The sequence below is a fragment of the Candidatus Sulfotelmatobacter sp. genome (assembly GCA_036500765.1).
GTDB lineage: Bacteria > Acidobacteriota > Terriglobia > Terriglobales > Acidobacteriaceae > Sulfotelmatobacter.
The window spans coordinates 1,945,126-1,968,386 of sequence record DASYBM010000004.1 but is presented as its reverse complement, the minus strand read 5'-3'; the positions used below and the strand labels follow the sequence as shown (position 1 = coordinate 1,968,386).

Below are 23,261 nucleotides of genomic sequence, written 5' to 3'. Positions count from 1 at the left end.
CGGCGGCTTGCGCCGGGTGAGAAGAAAGCATTCTATGCTACACTGCCGCACTTCAACTCGTCCGCCAGCTTCATTGAGAGGATCCAGCCATGAAATTCGGCATTGCTCTGAAACCCGATATCTCCATCGATCGCATCGTCGGTCTTACCAAACAGGCCGAAGGCGCGGGATTTGAATATGGCTGGATTTTCGACTCGCACGTGCTTTGGAAGGAACCGTATCCTCTGCTCACGCTCATGGCGATGAACACGAAGCGCATGCGACTGGGCACGTGCGTGACCAATCCTGCGACGCGCGATCTAACCGTGACGGCGAGCCTGTTCGCCACCCTCAACCTGATTTCCGGCGGACGCATGGAACTGGGCATCGGCCGCGGCGACAGTTCGCGGCGCGTGATGGGCAAGAAGCCGGTGAGCTGGTCGCAACTGGAAGCCGCGGTGAAAGAATTTCGCGATCTGACTTCCGGCAGGGAAGTACAGCATGAGGGCCAGGCCACGCGGCTGAGTTGGGCGAAAGACTCTCCGCGAGTATGGATTGCGGGCTACGGGCCGAAGGTGTTGCACATGGCGGGCCGCGTGGCCGACGGAATTATTTTGCAGTTTGCCGACCCGGCATTGATCGCGTGGTGTTTGGGTTTCGTGAAAGAAGGCGCGAAGGCGGCGGGACGCGATGCGAGCAAGATCGAAGTGGTGGCGGCGGCGCCGGTGTGGATTTCGGACGATTTGAAAGTGGCGCGCGAACGGGTGCGCTGGTTTCCGGCGCTGGTTTCGAATCATGTGATGGACTTGATCCGCCAGTACAAGCCGGAAGATTTACCGCCGGCGTTGACTTCGTTTGTGCAGGATCGTGGTGGCTATGACTATCAGCATCACTGCGAGGTGGGCAGCGACAACGCCGATTTCGTCTCCGACGAAGTGATTGATCGCTTCACGCTGATCGGGCCGGCGGAGGCGCATCGCAAGAAGTTGCAGGCGCTCGCCGATGTTGGAGTTACGCAGTTCAATATTTATCTGATGTGCGGGGATGAAGAAGAATCGTTGGAAGTTTGGTCGCGGGAAGTGCTCGCAAGCGTGTAGCCCCGCACGCATTCGTCCGACGCGCGCGCATGTCATGTGTTTTACGCACCGCTGGCGGACGAATGCGTCCGCCGCTACGTGGGTTTTTTCATCATTGCGTAATAGGCAACGAACGCGACTGCGAAGCCGACGAACCAGGAATAGTCGTAGAGCGCGCGCAGCGAGGGAACTGCCAGGCCGATCAACGCGGTGCCCGAGCCCAATGCCAGCGCGATCACTGCGCGCCAGTTAAAGCCCCGCGAATATTCGTAGACGCCGCCACGGAGATACAAATCATCGAGCACGAGCACGCGGCGGCGGATCACGAAATAATCGCAAATCATAATTCCCGCGACCGGTCCCAGAAATGCCGCGTAGCCACCGAGCCATCCCATGATGAACGTGCTGTAACTCGAAAGCAGCTTCCACGGCATGAGCGCGATCCCCATGAAGCAGGTAATGACGCCGCCGGTGCGAAAGCTGATCTTCTTCGGCCAGAGGTTCGAGAAATCGTTAGCGGGCGAGACGACATTGGCGCCGATGTTTACGTTTAGCGTGGCCAGCAGAATCGCGACCAGCGAAATCACAACCGCGACCGGCGAATGAAAGCGGCTGAGCAGTTGCACCGGATCCCAGATGGCTTTGCCGTAAATCACCACCGTCGCCGAGGTCACGACGATGCCGACGAAAGAATAGAGTGTCATCGTTGTAGGCAAGGCCAGTGCCTGGCCGAGAACCTGCTCGCGCTGATTGCGCGCGAAGCGTGTGAAGTCGGGGATGTTCAGCGAAACCGTTGCCCAGAAGCCAACAGTGCCGTTCAGCGCGGGAATGAGAAACTTGAGGAAGTCCGGAAAGTTGGTGAATTTCGAGGGCACGGAAAACATCGGCCCGAAACCGCCCGCCGCATGATACGCCCAGCCCAGCAGAAGCAGTCCGACGCCGAGCAGGATAGGCGCGCTGATGCCTTGGAGTATCCGGATATATTCGATTCCCTTCAGAACGACCAGAAGATTAATCAGCCAGAAAATCATGAAGCAGACGGCGGCGCCGTATGGGAAATCTTTCCATGCGGGAAACAGCGTTGCGAGCAGCGTGCTGATGGCTTCGCCGCCAATCCAGGTCTGAATGCCGAACCATCCGCAGGCGACCAGGGCGCGCAGCACGGCGGCAACGTTCGCGCCGAGCACTCCGAACGAAGCGCGCGCCAAGACGGGGAAGGGGATTCCGTACTTCGCGCCAGGATGGGAGTTCAGCAGCATCGGCGCCAGCACAATTGTGTTCCCGAGAAAAACGGTGAACAGGGCCTGCTTCCAGTTCATGCCGCCTTGAATGAGGCTCGCGGCCAGCATATAGGTGAGGATGTTCACCGACATGAAAATCCAGAGCGCGGCAAAATTGTAAGTACCCCAGTGGCGGCGATCGGCGCTGGCGGGCGCGAGGTCTTCGTTGTAGAGCGGGCTGGACTCGATGCGGGAGCGGAATTGTTCGCTGGTGGTGGCCATCGATTGTTTTGCGCAGTCTATTTTTGTCCGCTGACAGCTTGTTCCAGCGCTAGTCGAATAAAGCGCTGATAGGGCAGGCCGGCACGGGCGGCGCGCTTGCGGACCGCATCGAAAAGTTCCTCGGACAAGCGCAAGTTGATGGACTTGTCTTTGCGCTTAATCTCGAAGCGAACCAGTTGCGCTCCCGAAAGGTCATATTGCGACAGGTCGGCGCGGTCGACGAAGGCCGCGGCTGCGCGATCGGTTTTAAAGGCCGGGATTTTCTTTTTCGAAGGCATCGAACTCTTTCTTGTGCATGTAACGTGCGCTGACGGGACGGGTCAGAACCTCAGTGCCTTTGCTTCGAAGCGTGAAAACGATGAAGACTCCGCGCCCTCGTTCTGTACGGCCGACCGCGCGAAATCGGCGCTCGCGCTGGGAATGTGCGCTATCCGGCAGAATCGCAAGAGGCCGGGCAAAAACATCTTCGATGTCGGCGACGGAAAGTCCATGTTTCTCGCACTTGGCCCGATTGCCGCGATCCCAATCGAAGCCGTTCGCATCCAAGTTCATCATAGCGCTGTGATATGCAATTGTATAGGCAAAAGCAAGCGCGCTGTCTGAGCGGGATACATGGAGGCTACGTCGTCCACTACTTGGCGGAGCCCAGCATGCCCGGATGCGATACGTCCCGCAGTCAATCCGCCGCTACCGACGACGAACTCTGCGTGGCGATGGGGCCGTAACTCTCGGGGCGGCGGTCGCGGAAGAACTGCCATACCTTGCGAACTTCGGCGATCATGTCGAGGTCGAGATCGGCGACTACCACTTCGTCTTTATCGCGGCTGGCCTGGGCGATGATTTTGCCGCGCGGATTGCAGAAATAACTTTTCCCGTAGAATTCGCCGATGCTCCACGGCTTCTCGGTGCCGACGCGATTGATCGCGCCTACAAAATAACCATTGGCCACGGCGTGCGCGGGCTGCTCGAGTTCCCATAAATATTCAGAGAGGCCGGCGACGGTGGCCGAAGGATTGAATACGATCTCAGCGCCGTTGAGTCCGAGAATGCGCGCGCCCTCCGGAAAATGGCGGTCGTAGCAAATGTAAACGCCGACCCGCGCATATTTCGTTTCGAACACCGGATAGCCGAGATCGCCGGGAGTGAAATAAAACTTCTCCCAGAAGCCGGGATGGCAGTGCGGGATGTGATGCTTGCGATATTTGCCGAGATAGCTGCCGTCCGCGTCGATCACCGCGGCAGTATTGAAATACACGCCGGGCATTTGCTCTTCGTAGACGGGAACGACGATCACCATGCGATGCTTCTTCGCGATCTTCTGCATGAGCTGCGTGGTGGGTCCGTCGGGGACGCGCTCGGTGAGTTCATACCAGCGGGCGTTTTGTTCGGCGCAGAAATATGGGCCGTAGAAAAGTTCCTGGAGGCAGAGGATCTGAGTTTTCTTTTTGGCCGCCTGCTCGATCAGTTTGAGGTGCTTGTCGATCATCGCTTTCCTGATCTGCGCGAGCGGACGATCGGTGCTGATGGCGTTGCTGGCTTGAATCAGGGCGCAGCGGACATTGCGGGGCATGGGAACCTCCCAGAACTTTTCTTGAGGAACGAAACTATAGCAGAGTTCCGCGAGCAAAACGGATGGCAGACAGAGCAGAATATTTCTGGCGAGTGCAGGACGGCCTGCTATAGACTTTACCTGCTTTCGCCTGTTAGCCGAGAGCAATCCCGATTTCAGCTTGAGCAAATTACTCGGAGTCATGTGAAAACTTACAACCTCACAGGCTATCTCATAATTTTTCTATACATGCCGGCCTGCATGTATTCCGCTCCAGGTCACCTGGGACCCTGGAAGGGGCTGCTGATCGGCGAAGTTTATTTTGTCTCCGCCTGGTTTCTTTGCGGTCTGTATTTGGCCGATATTCTTCACATGGGAGTTGCACACCGCGCGCTGGACTACAAGCCGTGGTTCATAAAAACAGTCACCATCTTGAACAACACCTTCGGCCTCTATGTAAATCCGACCACTTGGGTAAATCGCCACCGGCTGCATCACAAGAATTCCGACCATGATGGGGATCCCAATAAACTCGCTGTCGACGGATTTTGGCGAACCATGTATCTCTGCGCAAAGCCTTATCGGTGCAGTGAAGATTTAGCGGGAGATGACATTTTGCAGGCGCCCTCTATGCGGTTCGTGGCCAATCCATGGTTTGCCGTCGTTGCGCAGTCCTTGAGTTTTTACCTTTTGTGGAGGCTGGTTGGAAATCTGAAGTTTGTTCTGGTCATGTGGGTTGGAACGCGAATCTTCGCGCTGTGGGTGAACATGATTCAGAACTACTGGACCCACACTCGAGAATTCGGATACCGGCGGTATCCGGATGAGCCAGACAACGCCATGAACATTGGCGAGTGGTTACCCGTGACGGCGACTTTTAGCGCATGTTTGCAGAACAATCATCACCGCTATCAGACTCTTCTGCGGCTAAGCCATCACGAATCGGAATACGACTTTGGATTTCTGACGGTCAAGATTATGAAATCTCTTGGCCTGGTGAAGGCGACAGCCAGAGGTGTAATCCTGCCCCAGGATGTTCCCCTCGATGCGCTAGATTTTTAGGCCGCTCTTTTTCTTTCCGGTGAAGGCTTCGATGGTCTGTCCCACAAAGCCGGGCGCGATCTCTTCGCCATCCAGTCCGTAGCGTTCCGGCCAGTGGTCGGGATAATAGTAAGTTCCGAAAATTCTGTCGATCCACGGAAAGTGAATCGCGAAGTTCTTGTCGATTCCCTCTTTTTGCGAAGTATGGTGCCAATGATGGTATCGGGGCATTACCACATATTTTTCGATCCATTTTGCGCTGGGGCCGAAATTGTAATGAGTCCAGGTGGCGTGAAGCGTAACAAAGATTAAATACGCCATGAGGATCGATTGCGAAAATCCCAGCATGAGCGGAACCAGGATGAATCCGCGCACAAGCGTGTCGTCTACGAAGTGAGAGCGTGAACCTGCGATCCAATCAAGCGCCTTCGAAGAGTGGTGAATGGCATGAAAACGCCAAAGAAAAGGCACTTTGTGCAAAGCCAGATGAATAAAATATTCGGCCACGTCCGCCACCACAACCGCCAGGAAAAATTGCAAAAGCCAGGGCAGCCGAGCGATGGAGTGTTGCAGAATCGGAACGCCCAAATATTTGACAGCTTGCGTCGCGGGCAATAAGACCAGAAAAGATAAAATTTGAATCGGTAGATGAGTGGACATGAAATAAACCACATCCAAGGTCCACTCCTTTCTGAACGTTCCTTGCTGTGGATACTGCGGCCAGATCCTTTCGAGTGGCACATAGATCAGTGCCATCAAAAACAAATCAAGCAAAAACCAGTCGAGGCCGATTGCGGGCCCGTTGCGGAGAGAGCCGTTGATCTGCACGCTTGATCCGCCCAAAGCCGTGGCCGCTATGGCCAGCAACATTCCAGTCAAGGCCAAAGTTTTTTTCTTGCGCCGAATCGAAGAAATAATTCCGAATACAATCGCGCCCACGATGAGGCATTGAATTAAAACCCGCATCGTGTGCATTGGATAATGCGGACGCAGTTCAGGAGAGCTTAGAAGTTGAGGAAAATGCAGACACACAACTCCGCCGAAGGAAAGAAATCCGAAGAAGGCCGACAAGACGCCACTCCACCAACCCGTTCCAAAGCCGGTAGACTCGGCATCACCAAAGAATTCGTTAATCTGTTGCTCGATCACTGATGTCTGTTAGCTTAAGTTCCCCGACTGATGGAGGCTAGTAGGAAAATGGCGACATGACGCTTTTCCTGAAGCAAGAATACGCTGGTTTTCAGGTACGCAGGTGTTAATGCGTTGACACGGTTAAGCTTTGGTAACTAGACTTCGGCCTGCTTCAGGGAAGGCTACGACTATGTCAAAGCGGCCTCGCATTGCGGTGATTGGCAGCGCTAATATTGATTTGACTACGTTCACCGATCAGTTTCCCAAGCCCGGGGAGACTTTGTTTGCTCCGAAATTCGATTTGGGTTTCGGAGGCAAGGGGGCGAACCAGGCGGTGGCGGCGCGGTTGTGCGGGGCGGAAGTGTTTATGGTGGCGCGGGTGGGGAGCGACTTGTTCGGTCCGGCGACGATTGAGAATTTTCGCAAGCAGGGGATCGATCCAACTCACGTGAAGCAGGTCGAGGGACTATCGAGCGGAGTGGCTCCCATCTTTGTCGAGCGCAACGGGCAGAACCGAATTCTGGTGGTGAAGGGCGCGAATGACGCGCTGAAGCCGGCCGATGTTGATGCCGCCGCCGAAACGCTGAAGACCGCCGACTGCATCGTGCTGCAATTCGAGATTCCGGTGGAGACGGTTTTTTACACCGTCGCATTCGCACGCAAGCACGGAATCCGGTGCATCGTGAATCCTGCGCCGGCGCAGCCGATTGATATAGCGGCGCTGAAGGATCTCGACTACTTTGTTCCCAACGAGACGGAAGCCGAGACCATCACCGGTTTGCCGGTGAAGACTGTGGACGACGCGAAGAAGTGCGCCGAGAAGTTGGTGGACGGCGGCATTCGCCGCGTGATTATCACGCTGGGAGCGAATGGATCTCTCCTGGCCAGCTGTGACGGCTGCGAGCATGTGCCGCCGTTCGCGGTGAGCAGCGTCGACAGTACGGGCGCGGGGGATGCGTTCATTGGCAGCTTTGCGGTTTTTCTCGGCGAGGGAGTGGCGGAAAAAGAAGCGGTGCGACGCGCGAACCTCTATGCCGGATTGTCGACTACGGGCGTGGGTACGCAGAAATCTTTTTACGACCGCGCCCGCTTCGATGCCGAGTGGGCGGCGCGATCCTGAAATTTCGTCGACGTGCCCGTTTTGGAACCGCGGGCACGAATCACGTGGCGGCGGACGCATTCGTCCGCCAGCCTCGTACACCCGTCTGTGCCATTTTTCCCCCGGACAAATGCGTCCGGGGCCACGCGGTTCAGGTGTTTCCCGTACGAAAATTCTTGACTAACCAGGGAGCGGCAATTTATAAGCCGAGTCTGCGGTCGGGGACCTCCTAACTTCACCCAGGAAGCGGGAGGGTCTTTTTCTTTGCGCGAACTCTTTGAGTAGAGAGTCGCCAAAAAGGGGCTGAAGAATGTCGAGCCATCAAAAGCTTTTCGCGCTGGTAGTGTGTTCGCTGGTCGTTCTAGGAAGCCCGCTATGCAGCCCGCTCTTGCATGGTCAGGCGACCGGCAGTTTCTCAGGGACGGTAACGGACAACTCCGGCGCGGTTGTGCCTGGCGCCAAGGTCACCGTCACAGCCCAGTCCACGAACGTGTCGCGCGAAGCGATGAGCGATGATTCGGGACACTATCTCGTTCCCTTACTCGGAGTGGCTGACTACACGATTCGGGCGGAGGCCGCCGGCTTCAAAGCTTCGGAGGCCAAAGACGTTCGTCTGCAACTCGACGAACATCGCGAGCTCGATTTCAAACTGGTGCCTGCATCGGTCACGACCAGCGTTGAGGTCAACGCGACCGAAGTGGCGGTGCAGACCACGAATCCGACCCTGGGCCAGGTGATCACGTCGCAGGAAGTGGCGGAACTTCCCTTGAATGGCCGCGATTTTGTGCAATTGGCGACCCTGACGCCCGGCGTAACGCAAGAAACCAATCCTGCCAGCTTTTTCAATGGCGGTCCGAGCAGCGAAGTTTCGGCGCGCGGGACCTATTCTCTTTCGGTGGGCGGCTCACGGGCGCAGAGCACGGACTGGCTGCTCGACGGTGTGGACAATAACGAGTTGACGGCGGGCGGCATCGCGATTCTGCCGTCGATTGATGCCATTCAGGAATTTAAGGTTCTCACTTACAACTACTCGGCGGAATATGGGACACGCGCGGGCCCGACCGTGCTGGTGACCACCAAGTCGGGATCGAACCAGTTGCATGGATCGCTGTTTGAATTTTTCCGCAACACGAAACTCGACGCCAAAACCTATGATTTCGGCACTCCTGCGCCGAACCAACAATTCAATCTCAACCAGTTCGGCGGAGCCTTGGGCGGAGCGATTGTGAAAGACAAGACGTTCTTCTTTCTCGATTATCAGGCCAAGAGGCAACGGCATGGGATCCCGTTCACGGGGCTGGTTCCGACGCCCGCGATGATGGGTGGGGATTACAGTAACGATCCGTTCGGGAATCCCAATACCGTACAACTGCTGAACCCCTATGGGAGCACCGCGTTGCCTTTAGTGCCGACACCATTTGTTTGCAATAACGTTGGCGGGACACTCACTCCTGTAGCACCTAATCCAGACGGAACCCAAACGGGTGGCGTGCCATGCGACATTATTCCTGCGGCGATGTTCGATCCTGCCGGCAAATCGCTGATTGATCTCTACCCAACGAGCAATGCCAGCAATCCGAGCTTGGGCTACAACTATACGAACACACCGGTCAGGAAACTGAACGAAGGTGAATTCGATATTCGCCTGGACCACAATTTCTCAAGCAAAGACTCGATGTTTGCGCGCTTCAGCTACGATCAGGCGGTTTCGTTCGTGCCGGGTGGTTCGCCGGGATTTGCCGAGGCGGGCGCTTTTGCCAGCACGCAGAACATCACCAACCACGGGCGCAACGTGGCGGTCTCGGAGACACACCTTTTCTCTGATCGGACCATCAACCAATTCACCGCCGGGTTCAACCGCATCTTCAATCACATTTTGTCGTACGGTACGGGAACCTGCGAAGCGGCGAAACTGGGCATTCAGGGCGCAGACTTGGGCGCGGCGTGCGACAGCATCACGGGATATCCCGCGAGTCTGAACCAATCCAGCAAGGATTGCGTTGGTTGCGGCCTGAGTTCGACGCAGCTTACCGGCTACTGGTCGGTCGGCGACCGCGGATTTTCGCCCTTCCAGGGCGGGACGAACGTCTTTTACGTATCCGATACGCTGGATATGATTCGCGGTAAACATAATGTCCGCGTGGGCGTTGGCATTCGCGCCAACCAGATGAATGTTCTGACCAACGGATTCGGGGATGGCTACTTCCTCGTATTCGGAAGCTATACGGGTGACGCGACTGCCGACCTGTTGCTTGGGCAGGTCGGCGGATCGATTCACGATCAGACTTTTCTGGGTGCGACGACCGGCCGGCGCTGGAAGATGTTCCGGCCGTTTGTGCAGGATGACTGGCGCGTATCTGACAACCTGACGGTCAACTTAGGGCTGGCCTGGTCGTTAACTACGCCCATCACCGAGGCAGAAGGGCGGCAGGCCAACTTCGACTATACGACCGGCCAATATCTGATCGCCGGTTCCGCGCCCGGAATTAGCGGATGCACGAACTGTACTCGAACGGGCGGGAATGTAGGCGTCAAATTCGACAAGACGGCTTTGGAGCCACGCATCGGGTTTGCCTGGAAGCCGCTGGGGAACAGCAGCACCGTAGTGCGAGGCGGTTATGCCATCTACCACGACTCAGCTTGGAGTCAGGGCGCGCAGGGACTATGGCAGAATCCTTCTTACTACGCCGAAGTCGACAACTTCAACAACTTCGCGGGCAGTCCCGTCAGCGCCGCGAACCCATTGGGAATTCAGGGAAGCCCCTGTCCTTATGGCAACGCGAGTTCGGCGACACCGACAAATTGCGGTGTGCAGCTGAGTTTCCTGCAACCCACTACACTGTCGCCAATTCTCTCGGCACCCAATCCGGACAGTTTTACGGGGACAATCCAAACCCAACCGCTCAACTTCAAACAAGGCATGGTGCAGCAGTTCAATTTGAATGTGGAGCACCAGTTGCCGGGTGAAGTGGTGATGACCGTGGGCTATGCGGGCGCGCGGAGCACGCACATCCTGAATGATGGACTGAATCAGAATATCGGCTCGCCTACGGCCTGTGCCGGAGGTCCGAATGCGACTCCGGGCTACACATTGGGTTGCGGCCCCGGAGGAACGTACTTTGCCGCTCCTTATGGGGAATTCGTTTCCATCGACAACAACAGCGACAACGGCCGCGCCCGCTACGACTCGCTGCAAGTGAAGGCGGAAAAAAATGCGCGGCACGGACTCTATGCGCTCCTGAGCTATACCTATTCACGAGCCTTCGATTCCGGCTTCCCGGATGGCTTGGGAACGCTCCCCGGTGCCATGTACTGGCCGCTGCCGGGAGCGAACAAATTGGATTGGAGCCTGTCGCAGATCAACCTCAACAACCAGTTCACCGCGAGCGTGCTTTATGACCTGCCGTTCGGCAAAGGCAAGAAATTTGGCAGCGGATGGAATGGCGCAACCAATGCCGTATTCGGCGATTGGAAGTTGAATGTGATCGAGAAGGCGATTTCCGGCTTCCCACTGTTTGTGGTCGCCAGCAATAACGGCAACTTCAGCGGCTCCGGCGTCAACTTCGCGTGGAACGGAAACAGCCTGAACCGTCCCAATGAAGTGGGAAATCCGAATGTAGCCGGACCCGTAGCGGCGAATCCAACATGCAACGGAAATCCAAGCAATATCCCTACTGCGGTCCACACCCTTTCGCACTGGTTTAATCCTTGCGCATTCGAGGATGCTCTCCCGGGCGAGCTTGGCAATTCGGCGCGGGCGCCTTTGTACGGGCCGCGCTTCGTCAACACAGATTTTTCCGTGATCAAAGATTTTCCGATGTCATTTCGCGAGGGAACTTATGTGCAGTTCCGGGCGGAATTCTTCAATCTGTTGAACCATCCTCACTTCTATCTGCCGGGCACCAGCGCGTCTTCCATGCAAGACGTGGATAGCCCGTCCAGTTTCGGAGTGATCAACAATACATTGAACGATCCGCGGTTAATCCAGCTCGCCTTGAAGGTGATCTTCTAGGGAGACCTTTGATTCAGGCTCGGCGTAAGAAAAGCAGGTTTCTCGACTCCGAAAAATGGCGCGCAAAACGCGCCATTTTTCTGCGCTCGAAATGACATTTGCCCTGGTTGGTGTAATTTGCACTGGTTGGTGTAGAGGAGAAGCGCCCATGCGAAATCGCAAGCTTGCTGTGTCGGCCCTGGCTATTTTGCTGACGAGTTCCTTTACCTCCGCGCAGGCGCGGCGCAAGGTCATCATCAACGAAGACTGTTCCGGGCCGGGCGGCAGCAACATGCAGACGCTGATGGTGATGATTCAGTCGCCGCAGGTGGAGGTGTTGGGGATTACGGTGGTGAGCGGGGATCAGTGGCGCGATGAGGAAGTGGCGCACACGCTGCGGTTGCTGGAAATTATGGGCCGCACGGATATTCCGGTTGTGCCCGGGGCCACGTTTCCGCTGGTTCGTACGCGCGAAGACGCGCAGATGTGGCAGCAGCGCTATGGAAACGTCGACTATGCCGGCGCCTGGGACGATCGCTGGTGGCACGAGGCTTCGGTAGTGCCTCCGCTTCCCGAGGGCGCGCCCACAACCAAGCCTGCCGACGAAGACGCCGCGCATTTTCTGATTCGCATGGTGCGGAAGTTTCCACATGAAGTGACCGTCTATGAAGGCGGGCCGATGACGAATCTGGCCTTGGCCATTTCGCTCGACCCGCAGTTTCCGGAACTCGCGCAGGAACTGGTCTTTATGGGTGGAGGCTTGAGCCCGCAAACCGACGAGCCGGAATTTCTGAACAATCCCCGGCACGAATTTAATTTCTGGTTCGATCCGGAGGCGGCGGAAATCGTGCTGCGCGCGCCCTGGAAGAAGATCGTCTGCACGCCGACTGATATTTCGATCAAGACTCACATGACGGCGGCGCTGGTGAAGCAGATCGAAGCGAGCAGCACGCCGCTGGCACGTTACATTGCGCGATTCGCCATGCTCACGCCGGGCGCCGACGTGATGTGGGACGAACTGGCTGCTGAGGCCTGGATTGATCCCACGCTGATCACGAAGAGTGAGTCCCGTTATATGGCGGTGAATCTGGATCACGGCGCGGGTTACGGAAACACTCTCACCTGGGCGGCTAGCGATGGGTCGCATCTCGGCGCGCATTTAGTCGACATTCAGTTCGATCTCGATACGGAGAAGTTCTACCGCATGTTTGTTGGGCTGATGACGGCACGGACGCCGGCGCGGTGATGCTGCTCCGGGCCCCCAAAAGCCCCGGACGAATGCGTCAGGGGCCACGTGAGCTGCGCTGGCACCGAAGGGGCGAACAGCATACAATAATCGCTTGAGCGCTTTTCCCAACATGTCTTCCACGCCAGACGATCTTTCCACCATAAAAGACGACATGGTTGCCTTCATTGAAGGCCACGGCATGCGCCGCTTTCACGGCTACGTGGATTTTGACGAAGTGCAGTGCGTGATGTGGGAGATGGCCGGCAATCCGGACGGCTGGAAAGATTTTGTCGAGCTGGCCAAGTCCGCCGGCGCGCCGTTTCTCACTATGCATTCGTGGACGCTGGAGCGCACCGAACTGGATGACATGGTGCAGCGCCTGACGAATTCGGAGTTCACCGATGGCGAAGATGTTGAAGATGCGCGCTGGCTGCGGGCCCACGTCGGACGCGTAGGATTTTTGCAGCTGGGCTGGGCCTACCAGGGATCGATGTTTCTGTGCGAAGTCAGCACCGAGTGGTACGACCGCTACCAGCATCTGCTCGAGGTGTCCGACGAATTCGGCGGACTCACCATGGACGAGCCCGATCAGGACGAGGAAAACTAGGCTAAGGCAAGTAGCTGCCGCCGTCCCGGCGGCTGTCCGGCGGGCGTCTCGCCCGCCGCGCTGGAAGCAAATACTCTGCAAAAGGTTTAAGCTGATCGTCGCTCACCGACGCCGAGGGCGGGACGCCCCCGGGACAGCCGGCAGGGCCTGCCCTGAGCGGAGTCGAAGGGATGCCGGCGCTACATTCATGCAGTGGATTCAAAAGCCGACAGATGCAACGATAGTCGCTTCTCTGGCCGCCGAGTTGCGTTCAGACTCGACGCTGGGCGGCGTTCCCAACGCAGCGCACATTCTCGCGCCGCTGCTGGCGCGTCGTGGCATCGCCGATCTGGATTCCGCGCGACGTTATCTCTGGCCTCGACTTTCGCATCTCCACGCCCCCGAGCTTATGACGGGCCTGCCGGCGGCGGTGAATCGCATCGACGCCGCCATCGAGCGCAAAGAGACGATCCTGATTTACGGCGACTATGACGTCGACGGTACGATGGCAGTCATCATTCTGAAGACAGCGATCGAACTTTGTGGAGGCGCAGCCGACTTTCATGTTCCGCACCGCATTCGCGAAGGCTACGACATGCGCGACGATGTGATCGAGCGCGCCGCGGCGGCGGGCATTCGGCTGATCGTCAGCGTGGATATGGGCATTCGCGCCTTTGCTCCCGCGGAAACGGCGCAGCGCCTCGGCGTCGACCTGATCGTTACTGACCATCATCTCCCCGGCCTTGATGGTGTGCCGAATGCGCTGGCTGTCGTGAATCCCAATCAGAAGGGATGCGAATACCCGTATAAGCAACTATGCGGCGCAGGCGTGGCTTTCAAGCTGGCGCAGGGACTGATGCAGCGGCGGCTCGATGCCGGCGTTCAGAATAAATTGCTGATGTCATTTATGAAGATCGTGGCGATTGCGACCATCGCCGATGCCGTGCCGTTGACGGGCGAGAATCGTGTTTTCGCCTCGCTCGGGCTCCATGCGCTGTGCAAGGCGGTGAATCCTGGGCTGAAAGCGTTGCTCGAAGTTGCGCAGATTTCTACCAAGCGTGCGCCGACGTCGGCGGAAGTTGGCTTCCGCATCGCACCCCGCATCAATGCCGCCGGGCGCATGGATGTGGCTCGCGATGTGATTGAACTGTTCAGCGTGAAAGATGCAGTGCGAGCGCGCGAACTGGCTGCGAAACTCGATCGTCTCAATTCCGACCGCCAGGAGGAAGAGCGCAGAATTCTGCGCGCGGTCGAGGAGCGATTTATAGCTGATCCGGCGCTCCCGGACGCCTACTGCATTGTCGTCGATGGCGAAGGCTGGCACCGCGGCGTCATCGGCATTACGGCGACGCGAGTGGTAGAGAAATATAATCGGCCGGCGCTGGTGATTTCGCGCGATGGCGCAGAGGCGTTCGGCTCTGGCCGCTCGATTCGCGCGTTCCATCTGCTGGAGGCAATCGAATCCTGCGGCGGTCTTTTTTCGCGGTATGGCGGGCATTCGCACGCTTGCGGATTCGCCATGCCCTCGGCGAATATCGCCGATCTGAGGGCGCAGTTGGATGCTTTTGCCCGAAGCCGGCTGACTGCGGCGGATTTCGATCCGGTTCTCGATCTCGATGCGGAACTTGATCTAAGCGAAATCACTCGGGAGCTGTATCAGGCGCTCCAACTGCTTGAACCGTACGGCATGGGGAATCCTGAGCCGATATTTGCTGCGCGCGGCGCGCAGTTGACGGCGCCTCCGCGCGTTCTCAAGGACAAGCACGTAAAGCTGAAGCTGAGAGCGGGAGAATGGGGAAGGCCCGCACCGTCAGAATTATCAGAGATTCCTGTGGCCGAACTTATTCCGGCAGAATTTTCTCCGTCTGAACTTTCTGTGGCCGCGATTCTGGCGACGCCGCGCTGTCATCCCGATGGCGCCGCAATTCGACGCAGCGAAAAAACAGCAGCGGTTGCCGAAGGCTATGCAGCAAGCGCGACGCAACTGAGAACTGAGAACCGAGAACTGAGAACTGGATTAAGAATCACTTACGACGCGCTCGGATGGCACATGGCTGAGCGGCTGGCGCAGGCTCCGCTACTGGCGGGAGACGCGATCGATGTTGCTTTCACCATCGGCCACAACGATCATCCAGATTACGGTGGCCTGGAACTTTCGCTGCGTGACTTCCGGGGGGCGGTGAAGCGGTCGATGCCAGCCGTGGATTCAGAAGAAGGGAATTGATACCATCGGGAAGGAGGAGTGGTCATGCAAGTCAATCTGCCCCGGGACCTGGAAACATTGGTCAACAAGCGGCTCTCCAGCGGAGCTTATTCCAGTGTCGAAGAGGTTTTCCGCCGCGCTCTGGAAGCCCAGGATGCTGAGGAGAGCTGGACCGATGAGGAGCGGCGGGCCTTAACCGCGCATATCGAGGAGGGATTTTTGCAGGCCGAGCGTGGCGATTTGATTGACGGTGCTCAGGCGCGCCGTGAGATTCAAGAGATGAAGGACGACTGGAGTCAAAATCGCGCGTCCAAACGATGAGCGGCTTCACCCTCACTCGCCTCGCCAAAGCTGACATTTTCGACATCTGGAGCTACATCGCCAAGGACAGCAAGGAATCGGCCGACCGGGTGGAACAAGCGATCTTTGAGGCTTGCGCATTCGTTGCAGATGCGCCGGAGCGGGGCCATTCCCGCGCCGACCTTACAAAGCGTTCGCTGCGATTCTGGACTCTGACGCGATATCCCAACTACTCGATCGTTTACCGACCCGATATGTCGCCGATTCAGGTTGTCGCTGTTCTGCATGGCCGAAGAAATCTGAGGCGCATCATGAAAGAGCGGACCTGACTCCTTCTCACCACAGATGATAATGCCCGTCGCGGCGGGTCATTTCGACGCCGACTCCGAACAAAGCCGCCAGGCGGTCGACTTGCAGGATTTCTTCTTTGGGGCCGTCGGCGACTACGCGTCCGCGATCCATTAACACTACGCGGCCGATTTCGGGGACGATGTCGGCGAGTTCGTGGGTCACGAGGATTATTGCGGTTCCGGAGTTGGCCAGCGAGCGCATAGTTTGGCGCAGGCTCTGTTGCGCCGAAAGGTCGAGCGAGTTGCAGGGCTCGTCGAATAGCAGCGCGCCGGGTTGGTGAACGAGCGCCCGCGCGATCAACACGCGGCGAGCCTCGCCTGACGACATCTCGCAGACGGGGCGGTCTGCGAGATGCGATATCTTCAGGGCAGCGAGCGCGGCGTCGGCTGATGCCCTCTGCCTGGAATCGACGACGTGATTGAAATAGATGGCGTTGCTGCTGAAGAAGCCCGAAAGGACGACCTCTCGGCCCGTCGCGTCGCCGGTACAAGTGAGCATCAGATCGTTGGACACGATGCCGAGGCGGGCTCGCAGGTCGAAGACGTTCCACGTTTCTTCTCCCAGAATTGACATGAAAGAATCCGGCCGCGCAACTGGATAGCCCTCACGGGTAATTGTCTTGATCAAAGTGGATTTGCCGCAGCCGTTCGGTCCGAGGATCGCCACATGCTCGTCGGCCGCGATGCGCAGGCTGAAGTCATCGAGCGCAATCTTCTGGCCGCGCATTACGCGCAGGTTGTGGAAGTCCAGGAGCGGCGGCTTTGGGGCGCGATTCGTCATCGCAGACAGTTTAGCTGAGTGAGCGTTGGTCGCTGGGCGGTCGTTAGTCGTCGGTCGTTGGCCCCTCGCCGCCAACACACATCCGGGCTGAAAGGTTTAACTAACGACCATCGGCTAACGACGAACGACTAACGACGAATGACCAACGACGAATGACCGCCGACCGAAGACTGAAGACTGACGACTGACGACCGAAGCCTGCATTACACTTAACCCAGATGCCGCTCAAGATCTACCGTCTGCGCCGATTGCTGGCTGCGACCGCCGTGCTGCTCTCGGTGGTGGTGGTGGGAATGTATTTCTATGCGCGTTCGAAGGCCACCAGCGTGCTGAAGCAAATTCCTGGAAAGATTGGGTATGACATCAAGCAGACGGCCAACGGATTCCAGTTTTCGAAGTCGGATGGCAAGCGCACGCTTTTTACGGTGCAGGCCAGCGATGTGAAGCAGTTCAAGCTCAACGGCAACGCCGAACTGCACAACGTCAGCATCGTGCTCTACGGGCGCGACTCCTCGCGCTTCGACCAGATTTACGGCGATGATTTTGCCTATAACGAAAAAACCGGCGACGTGACCGCCAAGGGCGACGTGCAGATCGACCTGGTGGCAAATCCCGCCGGGTTGGTGAGTCCAGATCAATCCACGCCGAAAGAAATTAAGAATCCGATTCACCTCAAGACGCGCGACCTCGTGTTTAACAAAAATACGGGGAATGCCGTGACTGCGGCGCGTGTCGAGTTCCGAACGCCGCAGGCTAGCGGTTGGGCCGTGGGTGTGCAGTACGCGGGCAAGGCCAACACGCTGACGTTGTCGTCGCAGATTCACGTGGTGCTGAACAGTCCGAATGCGGGCGTCATTAATGCCGCCGTCATCGAGGCCGACCACGCCGTCATCACCAGTGATCCCCGCGAGGTCGTCCTCGATCATCCGCGCCTTCAGCGCGCCGACGGAACCGTGCGATCGGACCGCGCAGTATTTTATCTGGGTCAGGAGAATCAGGTGGGGCGAGTTTTGGCCACCGGGGATGTCACCACGGTCACGCGCATGCAAGGTAAGGCCGCCAATGACTCCAAGAATAATTCGACGATTCCAGATTTCGCAGCGCAGCCACCGGCTTCGGAACTGCGCAGCCGCGCCGACCAGGCTGAATTTCTGCTGGAAGGAAAGCAAGACTTGCTGCGGACGGCGACTCTAACCGGCAGCGTGCACATCGAGCAGAACGGTCCGCAACCGATGCAAGGCGATGCCGGCCGTGTGATCCTCGACTTTGCCGGTCAAAACCAACTCCAGAAGGTCCACGCTCTCGGCGGAGTGCGGCTTACCCAGAAGACTGACAGTGAGACAAGTGACAAAGCAGAAGCAAAGGTCGCCGGTCCGCGCGATTTTGAGCTAACCGCGCCCGTCATTGACTTCATGGTGGACCAGGGACACATCCTGAAGCAGGCGGAAACGTCCGGCGCGGCGCAGATTACGATTGTCGAGGTGGAGCCTTTTTCCTCGGCAAAGCTTAATCCCGCAGGGCTTGGTCCGGGGACGCTGCCGGCTTCAGTGCCGCGCACGGTTGTGACCGCAGGCAAATTTCGCGCGCAATTCGCCACATCTGACGGTGCAAACCACATTGATCACATCCATGGGGCGCCCAATGCACGCATCGTCAGCTCCTCCCCCAATCAGCCCGATCGCGTCAGTACCAGTCAGGCGATCGATGCTACTTTTCTTGCGCAAGGCGGTATTGAATCCGTGATCCAGACGGGCAACGTCGTCTATTCCGATGGGCAGCCGGCCGACAAGCGGACGCAAGCCTGGGCCAATTCGGCGCTCTATACGCCGGGGGATCAGATTCTTACCCTTGCGGGCAGCCCGCGCGTGTCGACCGGAGGGATGGCGATCACGGCGAAGGTCGTCCGCATGAATCGCGCCACGGGCGACGCTCTGGCCGAGGGCGACGTCAAGACCACTTACAGCGAACTGAAGGAACAACCCGACGGGGCTCTCCTGGCATCTTCCTCGCCGATTCACGTGACGGCGCAGAGCATGACTGCTCGCAATACCGCAGGAACGGCCGTTTACTCAGGAAACGCACGCCTCTGGCAAGATGCCAACATTATTGAAGCACCCACCATCGAGTTCGACCGCGATCGCCGATTCGTCGACGCCCAAGGGACGGCGACCCATCCGGTGCAGACGATTCTGGTGCAGACCGAGAAAGCGCAGACCGAGAAAGCGCAGACCGAGAAGGCGCAGACCGAAGCAGAAGTAGTGAAGAAGGCTCCAATGGAGAAGGTTCAGAGCGATCAGCCTCCGACGGAAGCGGCTAAGCTGGAAAGCAGCCCTGCTACTGGAAAGATATTCGGAAAAAAACCTGACAAAACAACTCCGATTCCAAAATCGAGCCCGATTTCCATCACTGCGGCCGAGCTGACTTATGCCGACTCCGAGCGCAAGATTCACTATGAAGGCGGAGTCGCGGCCAAAGGCGCAGACTTCACAGCTTCCGCGAAAAGCGCCGATGCCTACCTCCTGCCTCGCAATCAAACCTCGAGCCCTCAATCATTTAGCCACCCCGGTCAACTCGACCGTATGGTGGCTGAAGGCGATGTCGTGATTCAGCAGCCGACGCGCCACGCCAACGGCCAGCGGCTGGTTTATACGGCGGCCGACGACAAGTTTGTCCTGACTGGCGGACCGCCCAGCATTTTTGATGCCGAACAGGGCAAGATTACCGGGGTTTCGTTGACTTTCTTCAGACGCGATGATAGGGTGCTCGTAGAAGGCGAAGCAAGTACTCCTGTGGTAACTCAAACACGAGTGGCCCGGTAAATGGCAAGCTAAATGCGTGGACGATGATGCGTACCTTGGCCACGGAAGAAATTGGCAAATCGTATCGTGGCCGGCGCGTTGTAAATGGGGTCAGCCTGGTAGTCGGGCAGGGCGAAGTTGTTGGATTATTAGGCCCGAACGGCGCAGGTAAGACCACCACGTTTTACGCCATCGTGGGCCTGATCCCTCCCGACACTGGCCGCGTGGTGTATGACGGTCAGGACATTACCGACGTCCCCATGTATTTGCGGGCTCGTCAGTATGGCATCAGCTATCTCCCACAAGAAGCATCGGTTTTTCGCAAACTAACGGTAGAAGAGAACATCCTCGCGGTGCTGGAAGCGCAGCCGATGTCCTGGCACGAGCGCCGCGAGAAGATGGAAAAATTCATCGACGAACTGGGACTGGAGCACATCCGGCAGAATCGCGGATATGCGCTTTCCGGGGGAGAGCGCCGGCGCGTGGAAATTGCGCGCTGCCTGTGCATCAATCCCACGTTTATTTTGCTGGACGAACCGTTTTCGGGAATCGATCCCATTGCCGTGCTTGACTTGCAGAAGATTATCAGCAGTCTGAGGGCCAGCGGCATCGGTGTCTTGATCACGGATCACAACGTACGCGAAACTCTTTCAGTCACCGATCGGGCGTACATCATCGATGGTGGCAGAATTTTTCGGCAAGGAAAGCCAGAGCAGTTGGCCGGCGATCCGGAAGTGCGAAGGGTGTATTTGGGAGAGAGTTTCTCGCTGGTGTGAGAAAAGCGTCGTTGGTCGCCAGTCGTCGGTCGTTGGCAAAATCCAAACGAACAGAGGCCAGTGGCGAATGACCGGCGAGTAACGACTAACGACCAACGACTAACGACCGACGACCAAAGCCGACGACATGGTTCTTCTTCAACACAGGCTCAACGTAAAGCTCTCGCAGCGCCAGATCCTCACTCCGGGGCTGGTGCAGATGGTTTCTGTCCTTGCGCTCAACAAGCTTGAGCTCAAAGACATGATCAACGCCGAGATGGTCGAGAACCCCGTTCTCGAAGAGCTCGAAGACTCAGTTCCTCTGCTCGACGAAGTCGGGAAGAAAGAAGAAGATCGCGAGCGCGCGGCTACCGCCAGCACCGAAGAAAATCCCATCGCCGCGGTCGAAAAGAAAGATCCGTTCGAAGAGATCGATTTCGGCTCGTTCTTCCAGGATTATCTCGATCCCGGTTACCGGACGCACAGCGAGATGGAGGACATTGAGCGTCCTTCGTTTGAGAATTTTCTCTCCAAGCCCACGAATCTTACGGATCACCTGGCCTGGCAGTTGGGCGCGCTCAGCCTGCGCCCGGAGGTGCGCGAAGCCGCCGACGTGATCATCGGCAATTTGAATGAAGACGGATACCTGATCGCCAGTGATGAGGAGTTACTTGGTATAGCTCCACCTGCGGCGCCCGAGGCCGATGCGGAAACCGCAAAGAATATTGTCAACGAGGCGCAAGCGCTGGGTTTGACGGAGGTCGCCTCCGAGCCGGAAGCCGAGAGCGAAGAAGCTTCAGAGCTTGAAGGGATCGCCGATTCTAACGAAGGCGACTCTGTCGAAATCGATAAGAGCGTAGAACTTAGCGCCGATCTCATCAACGCGGCGAATGTCGATGCAGGCTACAGCGACGTTGCCGGGATCTTGCCGCCAGCGGAGCCGCACCCGGAAGCATCTTTCTCGACCCGCTCCGGTAATTCCGCTGCCGCGACGGCTCCCGCGCCCGACCGCACGTCGCAGCCAGCCTCGATTTACAGGCCCAACTTCACCGCCGCCGATCTGCACGAGGCGCTGGAAGTCGTCCGCCAACTCGATCCGCCCGGCGTGGCTTGCAGGGATTTGCGCGATTGCCTGCTTCACCAGCTTCGTTATCATCAGGCCCAGCTCGCACTGCACAAGAACGGCAACGGCACGGCACAACTTTTGCAGGACGCGATGGCTGTGGTCGACCAGCATCTACGCGGCCTGCAAAATAAGCAGCACAAAGAGATCGGCAAGGCGATCGGCCGTCCCATTGAAGCCGTGCAAGCGGCGCTCGATTACATTCGTACGCTCGATCCCCGTCCCGGTCTGCGCTACAACAAAGTACAGGCGCGCCTCATCGAGCCTGACGTCGCTTTCGTGAAGCACGGCGACGAGTGGCTCGTGATCATGAACGACGAAGACCTGCCGCAGCTGCGCCTGAATCCGGCTTACAAGAAATTAGTGACGCGCGACGGCGTCAATGAAAAGAGCACGCGCGACTACGTCAAAGAGCGCTACAAGAGCGCAATTCAGCTCATCAAGAACATCGAGCAGCGCAAGCAGACGATCACAAAAGTCTGCTATGTCATCGTCGCCCGCCAGCAGGATTTTCTCGAACGAGGCATCGATCAACTGAAACCCATGATGATCAAGGAGGTGGCCGAAGAAATCGGCGTGCATCCTTCGACGGTAAGCCGGGCTGTGGCCAACAAGTACGCCCACACTCCCCAGGGCGTATTCGAGCTGCGGTATTTCTTCAGCGAGAGCGTGCAGGGTCCGGAGGGCGGTGGCACATCGCTGCTGATCCTCAAACGCCGGGTCAAGAAGCTCATCGAGGAAGAAGATCCCAGCCGTCCGCTGACCGACGAGCAGATCACGCGGATTCTGCAATCACAGGGCATTCAGGTGACTCGCCGCACGGTTGCTAAATACCGCGAAGATATGCGCATTCCGAGCACGCACCAGCGGAGAGTGAAGAAATAAAGGCGTCGTCGGCCTTCGGTCGTCCGTCGTTAGCGACGACGGCTGACGAGATTGATGTTTAGCCGACGACTGACGACCAACGACCGACAGCTTGTTTTAATGCAGTGCCCGTTTTTATCCGATCATTAAGTCTACGAGGGGGCGCTCATGAACGTGGAGTACACGGGAAGACAGTACGTCGTCACCACCGCCATCCGCAAAGAAGTAGAAACCGGCCTCACCAAAATCCGCAAAATTCTGGGCGACAAATTTGAGACCAAGGTTATTCTGGCCGTCGAAAAGCATCGCCACAAAGCCGAAATCACTATCAGCCCCCGCAACGGCCCGCTGGTCGGCCTGGCTCAAGCCAAGGACATGACCATCGCCGTCAATGAAGCTCTCGACCATCTTGAGAAACAGGCGGTGAAATATAAGACGCGCTGGATGTCGAAGAAGCGCTCGGCTCGCAAGAGCGAAGAAGTCAAAAAGTGGAACGGCCACAGCACATCGCCGCAGGAAGAGTTGACGACCGTGGTCGGCCTTTCAGAGAAGACAGCGGTTCCGGTGATGGTGCACAAGTATCCCGCCGTGGCCAAGACCACTGAGGTTCATCTGGTGCGCTCGGATGAGGCCGTCGCCATGCGTCCCATGACGCTCGAAGAAGCGATCAAAGAAGCTCACTTCAAGGATCGCGACGTCTTTATCTTTCGCGACCCGAAAGGCAAGTTGATGATTCTGCATCGCACGCGGGACGGCAAGATGGAGTTAATCGAGGCGCCGTAAGACAACTCTCAGCTTTCAGCCGTCAGCTTTCAGCTCTACCTGTTCGCTTTTAACTGCTATTTTGATTGTGTGGGGACGGGCCTTTGACCCGTCCAGGCCAAGTGAAGATCGGCTGTGCCCTT

The 23,261-nt window shown here is 57.5% G+C and carries 19 protein-coding genes; 13 read left to right on the top strand and 6 right to left on the bottom strand.

All coding sequences use genetic code 11. The annotated features are described in order from the left end of the window. The first annotated feature begins 89 nt into the window (after positions 1-89). Positions 90-1,076: a TIGR03842 family LLM class F420-dependent oxidoreductase gene (locus VGM18_11195; GenBank protein ID HEY3973563.1), complete on the top strand. Its 987-nt coding sequence runs from the start codon at positions 90-92 to the stop codon at positions 1,074-1,076. A 74-nt stretch (positions 1,077-1,150) separates the two neighbouring features. Here VGM18_11195 and VGM18_11190 read toward each other — a convergent pair whose 3' ends face one another. The 4 genes from VGM18_11190 to VGM18_11175 all read right to left on the bottom strand — a co-directional run bounded on the left by VGM18_11190 (position 1,151) and on the right by VGM18_11175 (position 4,127). Further along, positions 1,151-2,557: an NCS1 family nucleobase:cation symporter-1 gene (locus tag VGM18_11190; protein ID HEY3973562.1), complete on the bottom strand. Its 1,407-nt coding sequence runs from the start codon at positions 2,555-2,557 to the stop codon at positions 1,151-1,153. A gap of 17 nt (positions 2,558-2,574) precedes the next feature. Next, positions 2,575-2,835, bottom strand: a complete 261-nt coding sequence (locus tag VGM18_11185; GenBank protein ID HEY3973561.1) for a BrnA antitoxin family protein — start codon at positions 2,833-2,835, stop codon at positions 2,575-2,577. Beyond that, complete coding sequence (locus VGM18_11180; GenBank protein HEY3973560.1) at positions 2,804-3,112, bottom strand: BrnT family toxin; 309 nt, start codon at positions 3,110-3,112, stop codon at positions 2,804-2,806. Before VGM18_11180 ends, VGM18_11185 begins: the two co-directional genes overlap by 32 nt. A 121-nt stretch (positions 3,113-3,233) precedes the next feature. After that, complete coding sequence (locus VGM18_11175; protein ID HEY3973559.1) at positions 3,234-4,127, bottom strand: nitrilase-related carbon-nitrogen hydrolase; 894 nt, start codon at positions 4,125-4,127, stop codon at positions 3,234-3,236. Between the two features lie 183 nt (positions 4,128-4,310). On the opposite strand from VGM18_11175, the gene VGM18_11170 reads away from it, so the two are divergent. After that, positions 4,311-5,168 (top strand): fatty acid desaturase, encoded by an 858-nt coding sequence (locus VGM18_11170; protein ID HEY3973558.1) that lies wholly within the window; start codon positions 4,311-4,313, stop codon positions 5,166-5,168. On the opposite strand, the gene VGM18_11165 is transcribed toward VGM18_11170, so the two are convergent. Beyond that, positions 5,157-6,296, bottom strand: coding sequence for a sterol desaturase family protein (locus VGM18_11165; protein HEY3973557.1), 1,140 nt, complete (start codon positions 6,294-6,296; stop codon positions 5,157-5,159). The genes VGM18_11170 and VGM18_11165 overlap by 12 nt on opposite strands. A 172-nt stretch (positions 6,297-6,468) precedes the next feature. On the opposite strand from VGM18_11165, the gene rbsK reads away from it, so the two are divergent. The 7 genes from rbsK to VGM18_11130 all read left to right on the top strand — a co-directional run bounded on the left by rbsK (position 6,469) and on the right by VGM18_11130 (position 16,014). Beyond that, a complete protein-coding gene (gene rbsK / locus VGM18_11160) occupies positions 6,469-7,398 on the top strand; it encodes a ribokinase (GenBank protein HEY3973556.1) in 930 nt (309 codons plus the stop codon). Positions 7,399-7,687: 289 nt separating this feature from the next. Next, positions 7,688-11,389 (top strand): carboxypeptidase-like regulatory domain-containing protein, encoded by a 3,702-nt coding sequence (locus VGM18_11155; protein HEY3973555.1) that lies wholly within the window; start codon positions 7,688-7,690, stop codon positions 11,387-11,389. A 148-nt stretch (positions 11,390-11,537) separates the two neighbouring features. Continuing rightward, positions 11,538-12,614 carry a nucleoside hydrolase gene (locus tag VGM18_11150; GenBank protein HEY3973554.1) on the top strand — a complete coding sequence of 359 codons (1,077 nt, stop codon included), beginning with the start codon at positions 11,538-11,540 and terminating at the stop codon, positions 12,612-12,614. 94 nt (positions 12,615-12,708) lie between these two features. Next, the gene (locus VGM18_11145; protein ID HEY3973553.1) at positions 12,709-13,203 is read left to right on the top strand and encodes a hypothetical protein; all 495 of its coding nucleotides are present in this window, start codon (positions 12,709-12,711) and stop codon (positions 13,201-13,203) included. A 187-nt stretch (positions 13,204-13,390) separates the two neighbouring features. Then, a complete protein-coding gene (gene recJ / locus VGM18_11140) occupies positions 13,391-15,406 on the top strand; it encodes a single-stranded-DNA-specific exonuclease RecJ (protein HEY3973552.1) in 2,016 nt (671 codons plus the stop codon). 24 nt (positions 15,407-15,430) lie between these two features. Next, complete coding sequence (locus VGM18_11135) at positions 15,431-15,706, top strand: hypothetical protein (protein ID HEY3973551.1); 276 nt, start codon at positions 15,431-15,433, stop codon at positions 15,704-15,706. Next, positions 15,703-16,014: a type II toxin-antitoxin system RelE/ParE family toxin gene (locus tag VGM18_11130; protein ID HEY3973550.1), complete on the top strand. Its 312-nt coding sequence runs from the start codon at positions 15,703-15,705 to the stop codon at positions 16,012-16,014. Before VGM18_11135 ends, VGM18_11130 begins: the two co-directional genes overlap by 4 nt. Positions 16,015-16,021: 7 nt before the next feature. Here the strand turns inward: VGM18_11130 and VGM18_11125 are convergent, their stop codons facing one another. Continuing rightward, a complete protein-coding gene (locus tag VGM18_11125; GenBank protein ID HEY3973549.1) occupies positions 16,022-16,816 on the bottom strand; it encodes an ATP-binding cassette domain-containing protein in 795 nt (264 codons plus the stop codon). Between the two features lie 218 nt (positions 16,817-17,034). Here VGM18_11125 and VGM18_11120 point away from each other — a divergent pair, with 218 nt between their 5' ends. From VGM18_11120 to raiA, 4 genes are all read left to right on the top strand, one after another. Beyond that, the gene (locus VGM18_11120) at positions 17,035-19,635 is read left to right on the top strand and encodes an LptA/OstA family protein (GenBank protein ID HEY3973548.1); all 2,601 of its coding nucleotides are present in this window, start codon (positions 17,035-17,037) and stop codon (positions 19,633-19,635) included. 26 nt (positions 19,636-19,661) lie between these two features. Next, positions 19,662-20,390, top strand: coding sequence for an LPS export ABC transporter ATP-binding protein (gene lptB, locus VGM18_11115; protein HEY3973547.1), 729 nt, complete (start codon positions 19,662-19,664; stop codon positions 20,388-20,390). A gap of 127 nt (positions 20,391-20,517) precedes the next feature. Continuing rightward, the gene (rpoN, locus tag VGM18_11110; protein HEY3973546.1) at positions 20,518-22,377 is read left to right on the top strand and encodes an RNA polymerase factor sigma-54; all 1,860 of its coding nucleotides are present in this window, start codon (positions 20,518-20,520) and stop codon (positions 22,375-22,377) included. 147 nt (positions 22,378-22,524) lie between these two features. Continuing rightward, entirely contained in the window at positions 22,525-23,139 is a 615-nt protein-coding gene (gene raiA / locus VGM18_11105) for a ribosome-associated translation inhibitor RaiA (GenBank protein HEY3973545.1), read from the top strand. Positions 23,140-23,261 lie beyond the last annotated feature (122 nt).